The organism is Enterobacter sp. 296B2, from assembly GCF_034106185.1.
Lineage (GTDB): Bacteria > Pseudomonadota > Gammaproteobacteria > Enterobacterales > Enterobacteriaceae > Enterobacter > Enterobacter cloacae_N.
In genome coordinates, this window is sequence record NZ_JAWNCA010000005.1 from 142499 (window position 1) to 160154 (window position 17656).

At 57.7% G+C, this 17656-nt stretch carries 14 protein-coding genes; 8 read left to right on the plus strand and 6 right to left on the minus strand.

The genetic code is table 11. The features are described 5' to 3' along the window. The first annotated feature begins 331 nt into the window (after nt 1-331). Nucleotides 332-391: a protein YpfM gene (ypfM, locus tag URZ40_RS05825; RefSeq protein WP_015572204.1), complete on the plus strand. Its 60-nt coding sequence runs from the start codon at nt 332-334 to the stop codon at nt 389-391. Between the two features lie 108 nt (nt 392-499). Here the strand turns inward: ypfM and acrD are convergent, their stop codons facing one another. Both acrD and narQ read right to left on the minus strand, forming a co-directional pair. Next, nucleotides 500-3613 (minus strand): multidrug efflux RND transporter permease AcrD, encoded by a 3114-nt coding sequence (acrD, locus tag URZ40_RS05830; protein WP_320720014.1) that lies wholly within the window; start codon nt 3611-3613, stop codon nt 500-502. Between the two features lie 142 nt (nt 3614-3755). Then, nucleotides 3756-5450, minus strand: coding sequence for a nitrate/nitrite two-component system sensor histidine kinase NarQ (gene narQ / locus URZ40_RS05835; RefSeq protein WP_316380601.1), 1695 nt, complete (start codon nt 5448-5450; stop codon nt 3756-3758). A 236-nt stretch (nt 5451-5686) separates the two neighbouring features. Between narQ and nudK the strand changes: the two genes are divergently transcribed. Then, nucleotides 5687-6280: a GDP-mannose pyrophosphatase NudK gene (gene nudK, locus URZ40_RS05840; RefSeq protein WP_116343163.1), complete on the plus strand. Its 594-nt coding sequence runs from the start codon at nt 5687-5689 to the stop codon at nt 6278-6280. Nucleotides 6281-6386: 106 nt separating this feature from the next. Beyond that, complete coding sequence (locus tag URZ40_RS05845) at nt 6387-7430, plus strand: DUF1176 domain-containing protein (RefSeq protein WP_316380600.1); 1044 nt, start codon at nt 6387-6389, stop codon at nt 7428-7430. 78 nt (nt 7431-7508) lie between these two features. On the opposite strand, the gene tkt is transcribed toward URZ40_RS05845, so the two are convergent. Next, entirely contained in the window at nt 7509-9497 is a 1989-nt protein-coding gene (gene tkt, locus URZ40_RS05850) for a transketolase (protein ID WP_320720017.1), read from the minus strand. Nucleotides 9498-9516: 19 nt separating this feature from the next. Beyond that, on the minus strand, nt 9517-10467 hold the full coding sequence (gene tal, locus URZ40_RS05855; RefSeq protein ID WP_116343157.1) for a transaldolase: 951 nt from the start codon (nt 10465-10467) through the stop codon (nt 9517-9519). Nucleotides 10468-10756: 289 nt separating this feature from the next. Here tal and maeB point away from each other — a divergent pair, with 289 nt between their 5' ends. Continuing rightward, nucleotides 10757-13036: an NADP-dependent oxaloacetate-decarboxylating malate dehydrogenase gene (gene maeB, locus URZ40_RS05860; protein ID WP_116343155.1), complete on the plus strand. Its 2280-nt coding sequence runs from the start codon at nt 10757-10759 to the stop codon at nt 13034-13036. Nucleotides 13037-13115: 79 nt separating this feature from the next. Here the strand turns inward: maeB and hemF are convergent, their stop codons facing one another. Together hemF and amiA are read right to left on the minus strand one after the other, a co-directional pair. Beyond that, nucleotides 13116-14015, minus strand: a complete 900-nt coding sequence (hemF, locus tag URZ40_RS05865; RefSeq protein ID WP_316380598.1) for an oxygen-dependent coproporphyrinogen oxidase — start codon at nt 14013-14015, stop codon at nt 13116-13118. Further along, complete coding sequence (gene amiA, locus URZ40_RS05870) at nt 14015-14890, minus strand: N-acetylmuramoyl-L-alanine amidase AmiA (RefSeq protein WP_116343151.1); 876 nt, start codon at nt 14888-14890, stop codon at nt 14015-14017. The genes hemF and amiA overlap by 1 nt, the downstream gene beginning before the upstream one ends. A 212-nt stretch (nt 14891-15102) precedes the next feature. Here amiA and URZ40_RS05875 point away from each other — a divergent pair, with 212 nt between their 5' ends. The 4 genes from URZ40_RS05875 to URZ40_RS05890 all read left to right on the plus strand — a co-directional run bounded on the left by URZ40_RS05875 (nt 15103) and on the right by URZ40_RS05890 (nt 17595). After that, nucleotides 15103-15528 (plus strand): GNAT family acetyltransferase, encoded by a 426-nt coding sequence (locus URZ40_RS05875; protein WP_116343149.1) that lies wholly within the window; start codon nt 15103-15105, stop codon nt 15526-15528. Continuing rightward, nucleotides 15515-15964: a DUF2919 domain-containing protein gene (locus URZ40_RS05880; protein WP_192983612.1), complete on the plus strand. Its 450-nt coding sequence runs from the start codon at nt 15515-15517 to the stop codon at nt 15962-15964. The genes URZ40_RS05875 and URZ40_RS05880 overlap by 14 nt, the downstream gene beginning before the upstream one ends. A gap of 63 nt (nt 15965-16027) precedes the next feature. Next, nucleotides 16028-16603: an RpoE-regulated lipoprotein gene (locus URZ40_RS05885; protein ID WP_192983615.1), complete on the plus strand. Its 576-nt coding sequence runs from the start codon at nt 16028-16030 to the stop codon at nt 16601-16603. 92 nt (nt 16604-16695) lie between these two features. Then, nucleotides 16696-17595 (plus strand): Dyp-type peroxidase, encoded by a 900-nt coding sequence (locus tag URZ40_RS05890; protein ID WP_116343143.1) that lies wholly within the window; start codon nt 16696-16698, stop codon nt 17593-17595. The last annotated feature ends 61 nt before the right edge of the window (nt 17596-17656 follow it).

Genomic DNA, 17656 nt, shown 5'->3' on the forward strand with positions numbered 1-17656 from the left:
CTTAAGTGGAATATAACACATTCAGGAATTGTCTGGATTTACGCTTCATCTTAATTCAACTCACACTTGTACGCTGAATATTCTTTCACCCTTTAAGCATAGATGTCCATAGGGTTTAAATTCCCCATAAACTCAGCGAGTAAAATAGAACTCACCCGTTCGTAGGGTTATTTCAAAATATTGCTGCCCATCACACAAAATTTAAGGTTCTCGGTTCATATTTATCATAAATCCCCGGCAGTGGCGGGGTACAATCGCAGCGATTGGTTAAATAGTCTTCACAATGATGATACGTTTTCGTAGAATGCGCATAATAATAAGAGAGGTTGTTATGATTGAACGTGAACTGGGGAACTGGAAAGATTTTATCGAAGGCATGCTTCGTAAATGACATTCAGTAAGAATTGCAAGAGCACTAAAATAAGTAAAATAACCATAGTGTGAATTAATCACACAATAAAAAGGCGGCCGATAAAGCCGCCTTTTTTATGGCTGCGGGTTATTCCTGTCGCTCCCGGAGCGGGAAGCGACGACGCACCAGCACAAAGAACAGCGGAACAAAATAAATCGCCAGGATGGTGGCCGAAATCATCCCCCCCATGACGCCGGTACCCACCGCATGCTGGCTGCTTGAGCCTGCACCCGTGCTGGTTGCCATCGGCAGTACGCCAAAAATAAACGCCAGCGAGGTCATCAGGATCGGACGCAAGCGCTGACGGCAGGCGTGCAGCGTGGCGGCCATCAGCTCGTGGCCTTTAGCATTCATCTCGTTGGCAAATTCTACGATCAGAATGGCGTTTTTCGCCGATAAGCCGATCACCGTGAGTAGCCCCACCTGGAAGTAAACGTCGTTCTCCAGGCCGCGCATCCAGGTCGCCAGTAGTGCACCGATAACCCCAAGCGGCACCACCAGCATGACCGAGAACGGAACCGACCAGCTCTCATACAGCGCGGCAAGGCAGAGGAAGACCACCAGCAGAGAAAGCGCATAAAGCGCGGGCGCCTGTGCCCCGGAGAGGCGCTCCTGGTAAGACATGGCCGTCCATTCCAGACCAAAACCAGCGGGCAGCTGCTGCACCAGTTTTTCCATGGTGTCCATGGCGGTACCGGTGCTGACGCCCGGCGCGGCTTCCCCGACGATTTCAACTGCCGAATAGCCGTTGTAGCGCTCCAGGCGCGGCGAACCGCTCTCCCAGCGCGACGTGGCAAAGGCGGAGAAGGGAACCATCCCGCCAGAATTATTGCGTACAAACCAGCGGTTAATGTCATCCGGCAACATGCGGAAAGGCGCGGCTGCCTGAACATACACTTTTTTCACGCGGCCGCGATCCATAAAGTCATTTACGTAGCTTGAGCCCCACGCGGTTTGCAGGGTGTCGTTGATATCGTCGATCGAGACGCCCAGCGCCTGCGCCTTACGCTGGTCTATATCCACCTGAAGCTGCGGGCTGTCGTCAAGACCGTTGTGACGAACGCGGGTCAGGCCGGGATCTTTACCTGCAAGTTCTAACAGCTTGTCGCGCGCGGCCATCAGCGCCGAGTGACCCGCGCCGGCGTGATCCTGCAGCTCCATATCAAACCCGGCGGAACTGCCCAGGCCGCTGATCGCGGGCGGACTGCTGGCAAAAACGCGCGCCTCTTTAATGCCCGCAAAAGCTTTGGTTGCCCGTTCAATGATGGCGAACGAGGTTCCCGTTCTGGCGTCGCGTTCGTCCCAGTCTTTCAGGCGGACAAACATGCGGGCGACGTTCTGCCCGTTCCCGCCCGGGCCGGAGCCGACAGTGGAGAAGACCGAGACAACGTTATCTTTCTCTTTGGTGAAGAAGTACTGCTCCACGTTCTGGACCACCTTCAGCGTTTGCTGCTGCGTGGAGCCGCTCGGGAGCTGCACCGAGGTGATGAACATCCCCCGGTCCTCCTGAGGCAGGAACGAGGTGGGAAGATGCAGAAACAGCCACACCATGCCGCCCAGCAGCACAACGTAAATCATCATCCAGCGCAGGCTGCGGTGCAGCACTTTACCGACGGCAGATTCATACCGCTCGGCATTGCGGTTGAACATACGGTTAAACCAGCCGAAGAACCCTTTCTGTCCGTGATGTTCCCCTTTGTGCAGCGGCTTAAGGAGGGTGGCACAGAGCGCGGGGGTGAGGATCAGCGCCACCAGCACGGAGAGCACCATCGCCGAGACGATGGTAATTGAGAACTGACGGTAAATCGCCCCGGTTGTACCGCCAAAGAAGGCCATCGGGATAAAGACCGCCGACAGCACCATCGCGATACCGACTAACGCCCCCTGAATTTGCCCCATGGATTTGCGTGTGGCCTGACGCGGGGAAAGCCCCTCTTCGCTCATGATGCGCTCGACGTTTTCCACGACCACGATGGCATCGTCCACCAGCAGGCCAATCGCCAGCACCATGGCAAACATCGTCAGGGTGTTGATGCTGTAGCCGAACGCGTAGAGCACCGCAAAAGTACCCAGCAGCACTACCGGGACGGCAATGGTGGGGATCAGCGTGGCGCGGAAGTTTTGCAGGAACAGGTACATGACCAGGAACACCAGTGCGATCGCTTCCAGCAGGGTTTTCACCACATCCTCAATCGAGGCTTTAACGAAGGAGGTGGTTTCATAGGCGACTTTGTACTCCAGCCCGTGCGGGAAATACTGCGACAGCTCATCCAGACGGTCCAGCACCAGCTTCGCCGTCGCCATTTCGTTCGCGCCGGAGGCCAGCTTGATCCCAAGACCGGAGGCCGGATTGCCGTTAAAGCGGCTCAGGTAATCGTATTTCTCCGCACCCATTTCCACCTTAGCGACATCGCCCAGGCGCACCTCTGAACCGTCCTGATTCACGCGAAGGGTGATGTTGCGGAACTGGTCCGGCGTCTGAAGCAGGGATTGTGAATTGATGGTGGCATTCAGGGCCTGTTTATCAACCGAAGGCGTGCCTCCCAGCTGCCCCACGGCAATTTGGGCGTTCTGGGCTTTGATGGCGTCCGTCACGTCGGTTGCGGTCATCTGATAGCTGTTCAGCTTGTTAGGATCGAGCCAGATACGCATTGAGTACTGTGAACCGTAGGCGTCGATATCCCCTACGCCGTTAATACGGCTGAGCGGGTCCTGAATATTACTGGCGACGTAGTCCGCAATGTCCTGTTTATCCATTGAGCCATCGGTGGAGACAAACGCGATAGTCAGAATGTTGGTATCACCGGTTTTACGCACGGTGACCCCCTGGTTCTGCACCGCCTGGGGCAGCTTACGCATGGCCGACTGCAGCTGGTTTTGTACCTGCTGCACCGCTTCGTCCGGGTCGGTGCCCGCCTCAAAGCTCAGGGTGACCGTGGCCTGTCCCGTGGCGCTGCTTTGGGAGGACATGTACATCAGATTATCCAGACCCGTCATGTTCTGCTCGATAACCTGCGTCACGGTGTTTTCCAGCGTTTGTGCGGAAGCGCCGGGATAGTTGGCGGTGACACGCACGTTAGGCGGTGCCAGATCGGGGTATTGCTCAACGGGAAGAAAAGTAATCGCCAGGACGCCTGTCAGACACAACAGGATGGCAAGCACCCAGGCAAAAATGGGGCGATCGATGAAAAAATTCGCCATGGAAAAGTGACCTCGTTTTGCTGCACGTCATTATTGTTTATTGCCCGCATCACTTTAGCGGCAAGGCCCAGGCCAAACGTGGAGAAATAAAGGAGATAATGTAAATTATCATGCGCTTTTCCCGGCGCTTCCCCCTTTACCGTTATTTACCTGTTAACGGCGCGGGTGCGGGGAACGTCACGCTGACCTGCGTGCCGCCGTTTTGCGGCTGCGAGAAGTGCAGCATTCCGCCGAGCCGTTGCGCGCGTTCTCGCATAATGTTCAGCCCGTAGTGTCCCGGCGGTTCGCTGGCCTCGCCAATTCCGATGCCGTTGTCACGAATGCTGACGTTGTGCGTGCCGTCCACGGCGGTCACGCAGCTGACGGTGATCTCGCTGGCCTGCGCGTGCTTAATCGCATTCAGGACGGCCTCCCGCACGATCTGCAGCAAATGCACCTGCTTCTGCGCGTCAAGCGCCAGCGAGGAGAGGCGGCAGTCGAGGTACAGCTTCGCCTGCGTTTGGCTCTGCAGGGCATCGAGGGACTCCTGAAGCGCCGCGGGTAAATTCGCATGGTTTAGCGTCAGGCGGAAGGTGGTCAGCAGCTCGCGCAGCTGCTGCCAGGCGTTGTTCAGTTCGCGGGAGAAGTCGGTGATGATGGTCTGCGCGGGGGCATTTTCCGCCGGCACGGCGTGTTTAAGCAGCGTGAGCTGGATCCGCAGATAGGAGAGTACCTGCGCCAGCGAGTCATGCAGCTCGCGGGCGATGGTGGCGCGCTCCTCCATCAGCAGCAGCTGCTGGTAGTGTTTCTGCGCCTGGTTAAAGTACAGCCCGCGCCCGAGCATGGTCGCGACACTTCTCATCAGCGGAAGAGGAACGCTGCCCGTCTCGCTTTGCCAGCGCAGCTCGCCGTAAAGGGTGTCCTGCATCAGCACCGGCAGGGTTTGCAGAGAAATGCCGCTCACCTCTGTCCCTTCACACAGCCGCCAGTCGTCGCTGGTGCGTAGCTCCAGGTAATTCATCTGCGTGTATTCATGGACAATCTGTAAAATATGCCGGAAGCACAGGCTGTCAATCTGTCCGGTATTCAGCGCCTGAGAGCATTTGAACAGCATGTCGAGCTGCTGGTGGGCTTCATGCAAATGCCGCGTCTTTTCCGCGACGGAGGCTTCGAGCGACCGATAGAGAGTATGTAGCTCGCCCGACATATGGTTGAAGGCGCGGGAAAGCTGGCCCAGCTCGTTGGGCAGCGCGGTGTCCGGCGCCGGGGTGGTAAATTCCCCTCGCTCAATCCGTTCACTGGCGGCTACCAGGTTGTTCAGTGGCAACACCACCTGGCGGCGGATGCGCCGCAGGGTAAACAGCGTCAGCAGCAGGATCCCGAGCGCGCCAGCCAGAGAGAGAAGGGTCACCGTCTGGATTTTATTTTCGGTGTAGTGCTGGAGGGCGAGAACAAAGGCATCAATGCGGCCGACAAAATCCTCAATGTTAGCGTCATACCATGCGCTGTCGCCGCGGGCGATGTGCTTATCTATTTCCCGCCAGGCCACATGAAGCTGCTGATAGCGCGCCTTGACGTTTTCCGGGACGTACCAGCGGTTCAGCTTCTCCAGGGAAGGCGCGCTTAACGTCTGCTGCCAGTTCTCAAGATGCGCCTTAAGGGAGGGGCTGTTGCGCTGCATCTCGTAGCCGAGGCGGTAGCTCTGCATGCGCAGCGAACCCGCAATGTTAATGGCTTCGGCGTCACGCTGGCTGCTGGCAAGCGTCAGCAGCGCGACGGTGCTGGTCAGCACGGACAGGGCAATGATCGAAAAGAAAGCCCAGGCAAGGCTTCCGGAAACGGGGCGTTTAACGGTCACGGAACGGCTCTCTGAATAAAATGGCTCTGCCACAGGTTACGGGCAGTTGTACATTGCCTGATAACGCGGTAGTGAGCAAATAGCTTATTCATACTAAAAATAAGGTTATTGATCCAAAAGCCGCTTTGGGGATTAACATGAAATCTGACGAGAAGAGACGCGCCGTCTTAACCGACGGGCGACAAAGCGGGCTTCACGGCGTAGTATAAACAGACTCATTTTGCCGTGGAGCCCGTATGTCCCTGAACATTACCGTTATCAAAGACAAAATCCTCTCTGAAAATTACTTTGTCCTGCGGAATATCACTTACGATTTAACCCGTAAGAACGGTGACGTGATTCGCCACAAACGCGAAGTCTACGACCGGGGCAATGGCGCAACCATTCTGCTGTATAACCGTGAAAAGCAAAGCGTGGTGCTGATTCGCCAGTTTCGGGTCGCGACCTGGGTCAACGGCAACGCGGACGGGCGTCTGATTGAAACCTGCGCCGGCCTGCTTGATGACGATGAGCCGGAAGTCTGCATCCGCAAGGAGGCCGTCGAGGAGACCGGTTTTGAAGTGGGCGCGGTGCAAAAAGTCTTTGAGCTTTTCATGTCACCTGGCGGCGTGACCGAGCTGGTCCATTTCTTCATTGCGGAGTACACCGATGCCCAGCGCACGCATCGCGGTGGCGGCGTGGAGGATGAAGATATTGAAGTGCTGGAAATGCCTTTCGCTCAGGCCGTTGAGATGGTGAAAAGCGGCGAGATCCGCGATGGTAAAGCGGTGATCCTGTTGCAATATCTGCAAACCAGCGGGTTAATGAACCCCAAACCGATGTCGCAATAGCCTGCATTTCAGATAAATCTATCCGATAAATCCGATTGAGCCCGCCCGCCCTGGGCACGAAGATACGCCCCAGATTGACCTTTTCGTTTCCGGGGCTGTGCCATTCATGCGCTACTGCGTTTTGCTTCTCTTCTTTTTCTGCGTGCTACCCGTGCCTCTGGTGTGGGCGGCACCTGCGCAGCAGTCTTTCTCAGACTGGCAGGTCACCTGCAATAACCAGAATTTTTGTGTTGCCCGGAATACGGGGGAACATCGCGGTCTGGTTATGACGCTGAGCCGTAGCGCCGGCGCGAAAACGGACGCCAGCCTGCGCATCGATCTCGGCGGGCTTTCGGCCCCGCCGGTAAAAGAGCCGGACATCGCCCCGCGCCTTCTGCTCGACAACGTTCCGCTAAAACTCAATTCACAGCACTGGCAGTTAACGCCTTGGCATCTCAAGACCGACGATACGGGTACCCTCAACGCGTTTCTGAAAACTATTCAGGAAGGGCAGGCGCTGACCCTGCGCGGGGGGAAGCAGACGATTTCGCTGGTCGGGCTGAAGGCGGCGCTGCTGTTTATTGACGCCCAGCAGAAGCGCGTTGGCAGCGAAACGGCATGGATTAAAAAAGGGGATAGCCCGCCTCTGAGCGTGCCTCCTGCACCAGCATTAAAAAAGGTGGCCGTGGTGAACCCGACGCCGACGCCGCTGACGCATAGCGAGCTGAACGATCTGCTGGATTATGGAACCTGGCGGATGAACAACAGCCAGTGCTCGCTGGATCCTAACCGCCGTGAAGTACGCGTCACCGCATTAACCGACGACAAAGCGCTGTTAATCGTCAGCTGTGAGGCAGGAGCCTATAACACGGTCGATCTGGCGTGGCTGGTATCACGTAAAAAACCGTTCACTGCCCGCAGCGTCAGGTTACGTCTGCCGTTTACCCCCTCCAGCCAGAGCAGCGACATGGAGCTGATGAACGCCAGCTTTGATGAAAAAACGCGCGAGCTGACGACGCTGGCGCTGGGACGCGGTATCGGGGACTGCGGGATCCAGACGCGCTGGCGTTTTGACGGCCAGCGCTTCCGCCTGGTGCGCTATGCGGAAGAGCCAAGCTGCGATAACTGGAATGGGCCAGACGCCTGGCCCACGCTGTGGATCACACGCTAGTTTTACCGGGTGGCGACTTACAAAACCTCGAACCGCAGGCCGGGTAAGCGACAGCGCCACCCGGCAACGAAGAACGCACTACAGCACGCTCAGCGCCTTCTCCACCACGTTCTCAACGGTAAAGCCGAAGTACGGGAAGAGCTTGTCGGCAGGTGCCGATTCACCGTAACCCCGCATGCCAACAATCGCTCCTTTTAGCCCCACGTACTTATACCAGTAGTCGGCAATACCCGCTTCCACCGCCACGCGTGCCGCTACGTTGGACGGCAGCACCGATTCCCGATACGCCTCATCCTGGGCGTCAAAGATATCCGTTGAAGGCAGGGACACCACGCGCACCGCGTGGCCTTCGGCGGTCAGTTTCTCCGCCGCTTTCACCGTAATTTCCACCTCGGAACCGGTGGCAATCAGGATCACGTCCGGCTTGCCGCCGCTGTCTTTCAGGATGTACCCGCCACGGGCGATGTTTTTAACCTGCTCCGGGGTGCGCTCGATCTGCGCCAGGTTCTGGCGCGACAGGATCAGCGCCGTGGGGCCGTTGTGGCGCTCAACCGCCAGCTTCCAGCCCACCGCCGCTTCCACCTGGTCGCACGGACGCCAGGTGCTGAAGTTTGGCGTTAAGCGCAGGCTCGCCAGCTGTTCCACCGCCTGGTGCGTCGGGCCATCTTCCCCCAGGCCGATGGAGTCGTGGGTGTAGACCATGATCTGCCGGGCCTTCATCAGCGCCGCCATGCGCGCCGCGTTTCGGGCGTACTCGACGAACATCAGGAAGGTGGCGGTGTAGGGCACGAAGCCGCCGTGATGGGCGATGCCGTTTGCAATCGCGGTCATGCCAAACTCGCGCACGCCGTAGTGGATGTAGTTCCCGGCAATATCCTCTTTCAGCGATTTCGAGCCGGACCAGATGGTCAGGTTACTTGGTGCAAGATCCGCTGAGCCGCCGAGCAGCTCAGGCAGGATTGGGCCAATGGCGTTGAGGGTATTTTGCGACGCCTTACGGGTGGCGATTTTCGCCGGGTTGGACTGCAGATTTTCAATCAGCGCCTGGGTTTTATCGTCCCAGTCCTCCGGCCGCCCGCCGCCCATGCGGCGGGAAAACTCTGCCGCCAGCTCCGGGTGCGCTTTTTTGTAGGCGGCAAATTTTTCGTTCCACGCCTGCTGGGCTTTTTCACCCGCTTCGCGGGCATCCCAGGCTCTGTAGATCTCTTTCGGGATCTCAAATGGCGGATACTTCCAGCCCAGCTTCTGGCGGGTTAAGGCCACTTCCTCTTCGCCCAGCGCCGCGCCGTGCGCCTCTTCCTTGCCCGCTTTGTTCGGCGAGCCGAAGCCGATGGTGGTGCGACAGATAATCAGGGACGGTTTGTCCTTCACGCTCTGCGCTTCCTGAATCGCTTTTTTCACCGCCTCAGGATCGTGGCCGTCGATCTCATGCACCACGTGCCAGTGATAGGCCTCAAAGCGTTTCGCCGTGTCGTCGGTAAACCAGCCCTCGGTTTCCCCGTCAATGGAGATGCCGTTGTGGTCGTAGAAGCCAATCAGCTTCCCGAGCCCCAGCGTGCCCGCCAGCGAGCAGACCTCGTGGGAGATCCCCTCCATCAGGCAGCCGTCACCCATAAAGACATACGTGTAGTGGTCGACAATCTGATGGTCCGGCTGGTTAAACTGCGCCGCCAGCGTGCGCTCGGCAATCGCCAGACCGACGGCATTCGCCAGACCCTGACCCAGCGGGCCGGTGGTGGTTTCCACGCCCGGGGTATAGCCGATCTCCGGATGGCCCGGCGTTTTAGAGTGCAGCTGGCGGAAGTTTTTCAGCTCTTCCAGCGGCAGATCGTAGCCGGAAAGGTGCAGCAGGCTGTAGAGCAGCATCGAGGCGTGGCCGTTGGAGAGAATAAAACGGTCGCGGTCGTACCAGGTTGGGTCTGTGGGGTTGTGCTTCAGAAAGTCGTTCCACAGCACTTCGGCAATATCGGCCATCCCCATCGGGGCGCCAGGGTGGCCGGAATTGGCTTTTTGTACGGCATCCATGCTGAGGGCGCGAATGGCGTTGGCAAGCTCTTTACGGGACATAGTTCACTCCGTGGCAAGGTTAAAGTTTGGCGGCGAGAAGATCTTCAAGTTTGCGCTGGTCGACGGCGAACTGGCGGATGCCGTCAGCCAGTTTTTCCACGGCCATAGGGTCCTGATTGTGCTCCCAGCGGAACTCCGCTTCGGTCATGGCTTTCGGTTTTGGCAGTACGGTAGAGGTCGGCACCAGTTTGCGGATCACCGTTTCGTCGCTCTCCTGCAGCTTTTTCAGCAGATCGGGGGAGATGGTCAGACGGTCGCAGCCTGCGAGCGCGAGGATCTGCTCGGTGCGGCGGAAGCTGGCGCCCATCACGATGGTTTCGTAGCGGTGCTGCTTGTAATAATCGTAGATATTACGCACCGACTTCACGCCAGGGTCTTCCTCTACCACGTACGGATCCATCGGCTGTTTCGCCTGATACCAGTCGTAGATGCGCCCGACAAACGGCGAGATCAGAAACACGCCCGCTTCGGCACAGGCGCGCGCCTGGGCAAACGAGAACAGCAGCGTCAGGTTGCAGTGGATCCCCTCTTTTTCCAGAACCTCCGCCGCGCGGATGCCTTCCCATGTGGACGCGAGCTTGATCAGAATGCGTGACTTATCGATCCCCTGTTCCTGGTAGAGTTCCACCAGACGGCGCGCTTTGTGAATACTCTTTTCCTGATCGAATGAGAGGCGGGCATCCACTTCGGTCGACACGCGCCCCGGAATGCTTTTCAGAATTTCCGCACCAAAATTAACCGCCAGCTTGTCGCTGGCTTCAGCAACCTGCTGTTCCTGTGTTTTCCCGCGCTGTTTACCGTAGGCAATCGCGTCATCAATCAGATGGCTAAAGTGGGCAAGCCCCGCCGCTTTCAGAAGCAGCGAAGGGTTGGTGGTCGCGTCCTCCGGCTGATAGTGGCGAATCGACTCGATATCGCCGCTGTCTGCAACCACGGTGGTGAATTGTTTGATGCCGTCTAGCTGGTTCATAAATCATTACTCCTTGGAAATAAAAGAGTTAGATGAGTGCGTTAGTTCACACTTCTGAGAAAATCATGATGGACTTAACAAAAAAGCATAGCAGACGGGGCAGGCATTGCTTTTGAGACGGGTAACATGGCTGTTATAAATTGATAACAATTTTTAATGTGTGATGGTGAGAGTTTGGCAGCCTTCAAAGTTTATGCGCTGTCCTGAGGCGATACTAGGCGGCACACCAGGGTGTGCATCAGGATCGCTTACGTCACCCTTTTGATCGATACGTGAAAGGAAAAATAAGATGGATGAGCAGTTGAAACAGAGTGCCCTCGATTTTCACGAGTTCCCTGTCCCCGGTAAAATTCAGGTTTCCCCAACCAAGCCGCTGGCGACGCAGCGCGATCTGGCGCTGGCCTACTCGCCGGGCGTGGCGGCACCGTGTCTGGAAATCGAAAAAGACCCGCTTGCGGCCTACAAATACACCGCGCGCGGTAACCTTGTCGCCGTTATCTCTAACGGGACGGCGGTGCTGGGCCTGGGCAACATTGGTGCACTGGCCGGTAAACCGGTGATGGAAGGGAAGGGCGTACTGTTCAAGAAATTTGCCGGTATCGACGTGTTCGATATCGAAGTGGACGAACTCGATCCCGATAAATTCATCAACGTGGTAGCCGCGCTGGAGCCGACCTTCGGCGGGATCAACCTGGAAGACATCAAAGCGCCGGAATGTTTCTATATCGAGCAGAAGCTGCGCGAGCGTATGAACATTCCCGTGTTCCATGACGACCAGCACGGGACCGCGATTATCAGCACCGCCGCCATTCTGAACGGCCTGCGCGTGGTCGAGAAAAATCTCTCCGATGTGCGCATGGTGGTTTCTGGCGCAGGCGCCGCGGCCATCGCCTGTATGAACCTGCTGGTGGCGCTGGGCATGCAGAAACACAACATTGTGGTCTGCGACTCCAAGGGCGTTATCTACAAAGACCGTGAGCCGAACATGGCGGAAACCAAGGCGGCGTACGCGGTAGAAGACGACGGCAAGCGCACGCTTGAGGACGTGATCGACGGCGCGGATATCTTCCTCGGTTGCTCCGGTCCGAAAGTGCTGACCCAGGAGATGGTGAAGAAGATGGCGCGTGCGCCAATGATCCTGGCCCTGGCGAACCCTGAGCCGGAAATCCTGCCGCCGCTGGCGAAAGCGGTGCGTGAAGACGCCATTATCTGTACCGGCCGTTCGGACTACCCGAACCAGGTCAACAACGTGCTCTGCTTCCCGTTCATCTTCCGCGGCGCGCTGGACGTTGGCGCGACGGCGATCAATGAAGAGATGAAGCTTGCCGCCGTTCACGCCATCGCCGAGCTGGCCCACGCCGAGCAGAGCGAAGTGGTCGCCTCCGCGTACGGGGATCAGGATCTAAGCTTTGGCCCGGACTACATCATTCCAAAACCGTTCGACCCGCGTTTGATTGTCAAAATTGCGCCAGCCGTTGCCAAAGCGGCGATGGACTCCGGCGTGGCAACGCGTCCGATTCAGGATTTCGACGCTTACGTCGATAAGCTCACCGAGTTTGTCTATAAAACCAACCTGTTCATGAAGCCGATCTTCTCTCAGGCCCGCGCAGACGCGAAGCGCGTGGTGCTGGCGGAAGGTGAAGAGGCGCGCGTGCTGCACGCTACCCAGGAGCTGATCACCTTAGGGCTGGCGAAGCCGATCCTGATCGGTCGTCCGAGCGTGATCGAGATGCGGATCCAGAAGCTGGGCCTGCAGATTAAGCCGGGCGTGGACTTCGAGATCGTGAACAACGAATCCGATCCGCGCTTCAAAGAGTACTGGAGCGAATACTACGCGATCATGAAGCGCCGGGGGATCACCCAGGAGCAGGCGCAGAAAGCCGTTATCAGCAACACGACGGTGATCGGCGCGATCATGGTCCATCGCGGCGAGGCGGATGCGCTGATCTGCGGCACCATCGGCGATTACCACGAGCACTTTAGCGTGGTGCAGGAGATCTTCGGCTATCGCGACGGCGTCCACACCGCCGGGGCGATGAACGCGCTGCTGCTGCCGAGCGGCAACACCTTTATTGCTGATACCTACGTTAACGACGATCCGTCCCCGGACGAGCTGGCGGAGATCACCGTGATGGCGGCGGAAACGGTGCGTCGCTTTGGTATCGAGCCGAAGGTAGCGCTGCTGTCGCACTCTAACTTCGGTTCGTCCAAATCGGCCGCGGCGTGCAAAATGCGCCAGACGCTGGAGCTGGTGCGCGAGCGCGCGCCGGAGCTGATGATTGACGGGGAGATGCACGGCGATGCCGCGCTGGTGGAAAGCATTCGTAACGAACGTATGCCGGACAGCCCGCTTAAGGGGTCGGCGAACATACTGATTATGCCGAACGTGGAAGCGGCGCGTATCAGCTACAACCTGCTGCGTGTCTCCAGCTCTGAAGGGGTGACCGTAGGACCGGTGCTGATGGGCGTGGCGAAACCGGTGCATGTGTTAACGCCGATTGCCTCCGTGCGCCGCATCGTGAACATGGTGGCGCTGGCTGTGGTTGAGGCGCAGACGCAGCCGCTGTAAGCCTTGTGAGTCGGGTGGCGCGTTTGCTTACCCGACCTACAGGTTGAGTAGGCCGGATAAGCGCAGCGCCATCCGGCAGTTAAACCCAGTCGCGTACTTTAAGGAACTCACACAAGGCAGCCTCCGGGCTGCCTTCTTTTGGCTCGTAGCAGTACTCCCAGCGCACCAGCGGCGGCATCGACATCAGAATCGACTCCGTGCGTCCGCCGGTCTGCAGGCCGAACAGCGTCCCGCGATCCCACACCAGGTTGAACTCCACGTAGCGCCCGCGGCGGTAAAGCTGGAATTCACGCTCGCGCACGCCGTAGTCGGTGTTTTTACGGCGTTCGACGATGGGCATATAGGCATCGGTAAAGCCTTCGCCCACCGCGCGCATAAAGCTGAACGCGGTGTCAAAATCAGGCACGTTGAGATCGTCAAAGAACAGCCCGCCAATGCCGCGCTGCTCATCGCGGTGCTTCAGGTAAAAGTAGTCGTCGCACCACTTTTTAAATTTCGGGTAGACGTCTTCGCCAAACGGCAGGCAAAGATCCCGCGCGGTGGTGTGCCAGTGCACGGCGTCCTCTTCGAAGCCGTAGTAGGGCGTGAGGTCGAAACCGCCGCCAAACCACCAGACCGGATCGGCCCCTGGCTTCTCCGCAATGAAAAAACGCACGTTAGCGTGGCTGGTGGGCACAAACGGGTTATGCGGATGCACCACCAGCGAAACGCCCATCGCTTCGAAGCTGCGGCCCGCCAGCTCAGGGCGATGCGCGGTAGCGGAGGCGGGCATGGCGTCGCCGTGAACGTGGGAGAAATTTACGCCCGCCTGTTCAAAAATACCGCCGTTTCGCAGCACGCGGCTGCGCCCGCCGCCGCCGGCTTCGCGCTGCCAGCTATCTTCCTGAAATTCACCGCCGTCTGCGGCGGCCAGTTTCTGGCAGATCGCATCCTGCAGCTGCAGCAGGAAGGTTTTTACCAGTTGAGCATTGGGTTTCATCAACGTTTCCTGGAGTGCGCTTTTTGGTTATCGAACCAGTTGAAGTAACTGATAATGCCGGAGGCGATGGCGTTGGCGATCTTCTGGCGAAACGCCGTGGTGCCGAGCAGTCGTTCTTCTTCCGGGTTGGTAATAAAGGACGTTTCCACCAGCACGGACGGGATGGACGGTGACTTCAGCACCACAAACGCCGCCTGTTCGGTGCTTTTACTGTGCAGGCGGTGCACCGGCTTAATCCGTTTGAGAATATGCGAGCCGAGCGTTAGGCTGTTTTTGATGGTGTCCGTTTGCACGAGATCGAACAACACCTGCTGCAACAGATGATCTTTGTCAGTGGCCTTCTTACCAGCCACTTCATCCGCCCGGTTTTCACGATCGGAAAGGTACTTCGCCATGGCGCTACTGGCGCCACGGTTGGAGAGGGCAAATACCGACGCGCCCGCGGCGGAAGGGTTGGTAAAGCCGTCCGCGTGAATGGACATAAACAGATCCGCACCGTGCTGGTGGGCGATCTCGACGCGGTCGTACAGCGGAATGAACGTGTCGCCCGTGCGCGTCAGGCGGGCGTCAATGCCGTTGCTGCGTAAAATCGATCGCACATTTTTTGCAATCGCCAGCACGACGTGTTTTTCTTTCGAACCGTTTTTGCCAATGGCACCGGTATCAATCCCGCCGTGGCCCGGATCGAGCATCACCAGACGCTTTGCGCCCGGCTTTTTGGTTTTTGGCTTACTGTGTCCGTTACTGGTTTTGAGCGTGCTCTCGTCTTTTGCCTGAGCCTGCTTTGCGATGCCCGTTAACGTTAAGGCCGCCAGCCCCGCTTTGAGAACCTGACGACGCGATGTGAGTGCTTTTAATGGTTTGAATGTGCTCATGCGGCCTGAATACTAAAAAAAGGGGTCCTGGTGTTATATCGTATCGTGTTTCCCGTTACGACAGTCCTTATTGAGAATTGTTTTACTTTTCATTTCAATACGTGACAAAGTGACATTATGCCAAATTTTGGCGAGATTTTCCCCGGTTATTGGCTAAACGCCCCGTTCACGCCATAATCACTGTTTTTAAACCCGAAAAGGCGGTTAATACCATGGAGATACGCGTTTTTCGCCAGGAAGATTTCGAAGAGGTGATCACCCTTTGGGAGCGCTGCGATCTGCTGCGTCCGTGGAACGATCCGGAAATGGATATCGAACGTAAGCTGAATCACGACGTTAGCCTGTTTCTGGTCGCGGAAGTGAACGGCGAGGTCGTCGGTACCGTGATGGGCGGCTACGATGGCCATCGCGGCTCGGCCTATTATCTGGGCGTCCACCCGGAATATCGGGCGCGCGGCATCGCCAACGCGCTGCTTAATCGGCTCGAGAAGAAGCTGATCGCCCGCGGCTGTCCGAAAATTCAGATCATGGTGCGGGAAGATAACGACGTGGTGCTGGGCATGTATGAACGTCTGGGCTATGAGCACGCTGACGTGCTGAGCTTAGGTAAGCGTCTGATCGAAGATGAAGAGTACTGAGATCCACCCGGCTGACTTTGATGCACAGGGCCGCGTCAGGCTGCCGTTTTTATTCTGGTGCGTTTTGCTCCTGCAGGCCCGCACCTGGGTGCTGTTTGTGATGGCCGGCGCGTCGCGCGGGCAGGGCGATACGCTGCTGAATCTCTTTTATCCCGATCACGATGCTTTCTGGCTCGGCTTACTGCCGGGCGTACCGGCGGTGGTGGCTTTTTTATGCAGCGGTCGGCGGCACGTAATCCCGCGTCTGTGGCGCGCCCTTCGCTGGCTGCTGATCCTCGCCCAGATCGCACTGCTGTTCTGGCAACCCGTGCTCTGGTGGTTGGGTGAACCGCTTTCGGGTATTGGCATCGCGCTGGTGGTGGCGGATATCGTGGCGCTGCTGTGGCTGCTGACGAATCCCCGATTACGCGCCTGTTTTACGCAAGAGTCAGATTAGTGCGGCACTTTTTGCCGATGCCGCACTCCAACAAGCGTTGATTTAATTAGAAAGGACGTTTCAATGAAATCGCTGCGTTTACTTTTATGCGCTCTCCCGCTGGCGTTGACCGGCTGTTCCACGCTCTCTTCTATTAACTGGTCCGCCGCGTATCCGTGGAACTGGTTTGGCTCTTCCATCGAAGTCACCGAGCAGGGCGTAGGAAAAATCACCGCGTCGACCGCGCTCAATCAGGACGCTATTCAGGATGCCCTGAGCAGCGACTACCGCCTGCGTAGCGGGATGAAAACCGAGAATGGCAACATTGTGCGTTACTTTGAAGCGCTGAAGGGTGACAAGCTGGCGCTGGTAATTAACGGTGATAAAGGGACGGTGAACCGCATTGCGGTGCTGGACGATGCTATCCCGACCGCCAGCGGCGTAAAGGTCGGCACCCCGTTTAGCGATCTTTATAAACAGGCCTTTGGCAACTGCAGCAGCGCCCCTTCAGACGATGGCGTTGCGGTGGAATGTAAGGCGGAAGGCAGCCAGCACATCAGCTATGTCTTCACCGGAACCTGGAGCGGCCCGGAAGGATTGATGCCGTCTGACGACACGCTGAAGAGCTGGAAAGTGAGCAAAATAGTCTGGAAGCAGTAATTTGCGCCTGAACAAACCGCCTCGCTGAAATCCGGGTATAATAGCCGCCATCAATGCCACGCTGACGTGGCATCTTTATTTCAGGAGGAGCGATGTCTCAGGTTCAGAGTGGCATTTTGCCAGAACATTGCCGCGCGGCGATTTGGATTGAAGCCAATGTAAAAGGGGACGTGGATGCCCTGCGTGCGGCCAGTAAAGCGTTTGTGGACAAGCTGGCGACCTTCCAGGCCAAATTCCCCGACGCCCACCTCGGTGCCGTTGTTGCCTTCGGCAATAACGTCTGGCGTCAGCTGAGCGGCGGCGAAGGGGCGGAAGAGCTGAAAGACTTTATCCCTTACGGCAAAGGTCTGGCACCAGCTACCCAGTATGACGTGCTGATCCACATTCTCTCCCTGCGTCATGACGTGAACTTCTCCGTTGCGCAGGCGGCGGTCGCGGCCTTTGGCGACAGTATTGAGGTGCAGGAAGAGGTTCACGGCTTCCGCTGGGTGGAGGAGCGCGATCTGAGCGGCTTCGTTGACGGCACCGAAAACCCGGCCGGTGAAGAGGTTCGTCGCGACGTGGCGGTGATTAAAGACGGCGTAGACGCGGGCGGCAGCTATGTGTTCGTCCAGCGCTGGGAGCACAACCTCAAGCAGCTTAACCGCATGAGCGTGCACGACCAGGAGATGATGATTGGTCGTACTAAAGAAGCCAACGAAGAGATTGACGGCGACGAGCGTCCGGTGACCTCTCACCTGAGCCGCGTTGACCTCAAAGAGGACGGTAAAGGGCTGAAGATTGTTCGCCAGAGCCTGCCGTACGGCACCGCAAGCGGCACGCACGGCCTCTACTTCTGCGCCTACTGCGCGCGCCTGCACAACATTGAGCAGCAACTGCTGAGCATGTTCGGTGACACCGACGGCAAGCGCGACGCCATGCTGCGCTTCACCAAACCGGTGACCGGCGGCTACTACTTTGCGCCGTCCGTTGAGCGACTGCTGGCGCTGTAACACCCCTCACCCTGACCCTCTCCCCACAGGGGAGAGGGGATTAATGCCTTATTCCCTTTTC

What these genes read in the sequence shown, in the direction of transcription:
- URZ40_RS05845 (WP_316380600.1), top strand. Translation starts at nt 6,387, where the DNA reads ATGCGCTACTGCGTTTTGCTTCTCTTCTTTTTCTGCGTGCTACCCGTG.
- tkt (WP_320720017.1), bottom strand. Translation starts at nt 9,497, where the DNA reads ATGTCCCGTAAAGAGCTTGCCAACGCCATTCGCGCCCTCAGCATGGAT.
- nudK (WP_116343163.1), top strand. Translation starts at nt 5,687, where the DNA reads ATGTCCCTGAACATTACCGTTATCAAAGACAAAATCCTCTCTGAAAAT.
- URZ40_RS05880 (WP_192983612.1), top strand. Translation starts at nt 15,515, where the DNA reads ATGAAGAGTACTGAGATCCACCCGGCTGACTTTGATGCACAGGGCCGC.
- acrD (WP_320720014.1), bottom strand. Translation starts at nt 3,613, where the DNA reads ATGGCGAATTTTTTCATCGATCGCCCCATTTTTGCCTGGGTGCTTGCC.
- URZ40_RS05890 (WP_116343143.1), top strand. Translation starts at nt 16,696, where the DNA reads ATGTCTCAGGTTCAGAGTGGCATTTTGCCAGAACATTGCCGCGCGGCG.
- maeB (WP_116343155.1), top strand. Translation starts at nt 10,757, where the DNA reads ATGGATGAGCAGTTGAAACAGAGTGCCCTCGATTTTCACGAGTTCCCT.
- hemF (WP_316380598.1), bottom strand. Translation starts at nt 14,015, where the DNA reads ATGAAACCCAATGCTCAACTGGTAAAAACCTTCCTGCTGCAGCTGCAG.
- URZ40_RS05875 (WP_116343149.1), top strand. Translation starts at nt 15,103, where the DNA reads ATGGAGATACGCGTTTTTCGCCAGGAAGATTTCGAAGAGGTGATCACC.
- tal (WP_116343157.1), bottom strand. Translation starts at nt 10,467, where the DNA reads ATGAACCAGCTAGACGGCATCAAACAATTCACCACCGTGGTTGCAGAC.
- URZ40_RS05885 (WP_192983615.1), top strand. Translation starts at nt 16,028, where the DNA reads ATGAAATCGCTGCGTTTACTTTTATGCGCTCTCCCGCTGGCGTTGACC.
- amiA (WP_116343151.1), bottom strand. Translation starts at nt 14,890, where the DNA reads ATGAGCACATTCAAACCATTAAAAGCACTCACATCGCGTCGTCAGGTT.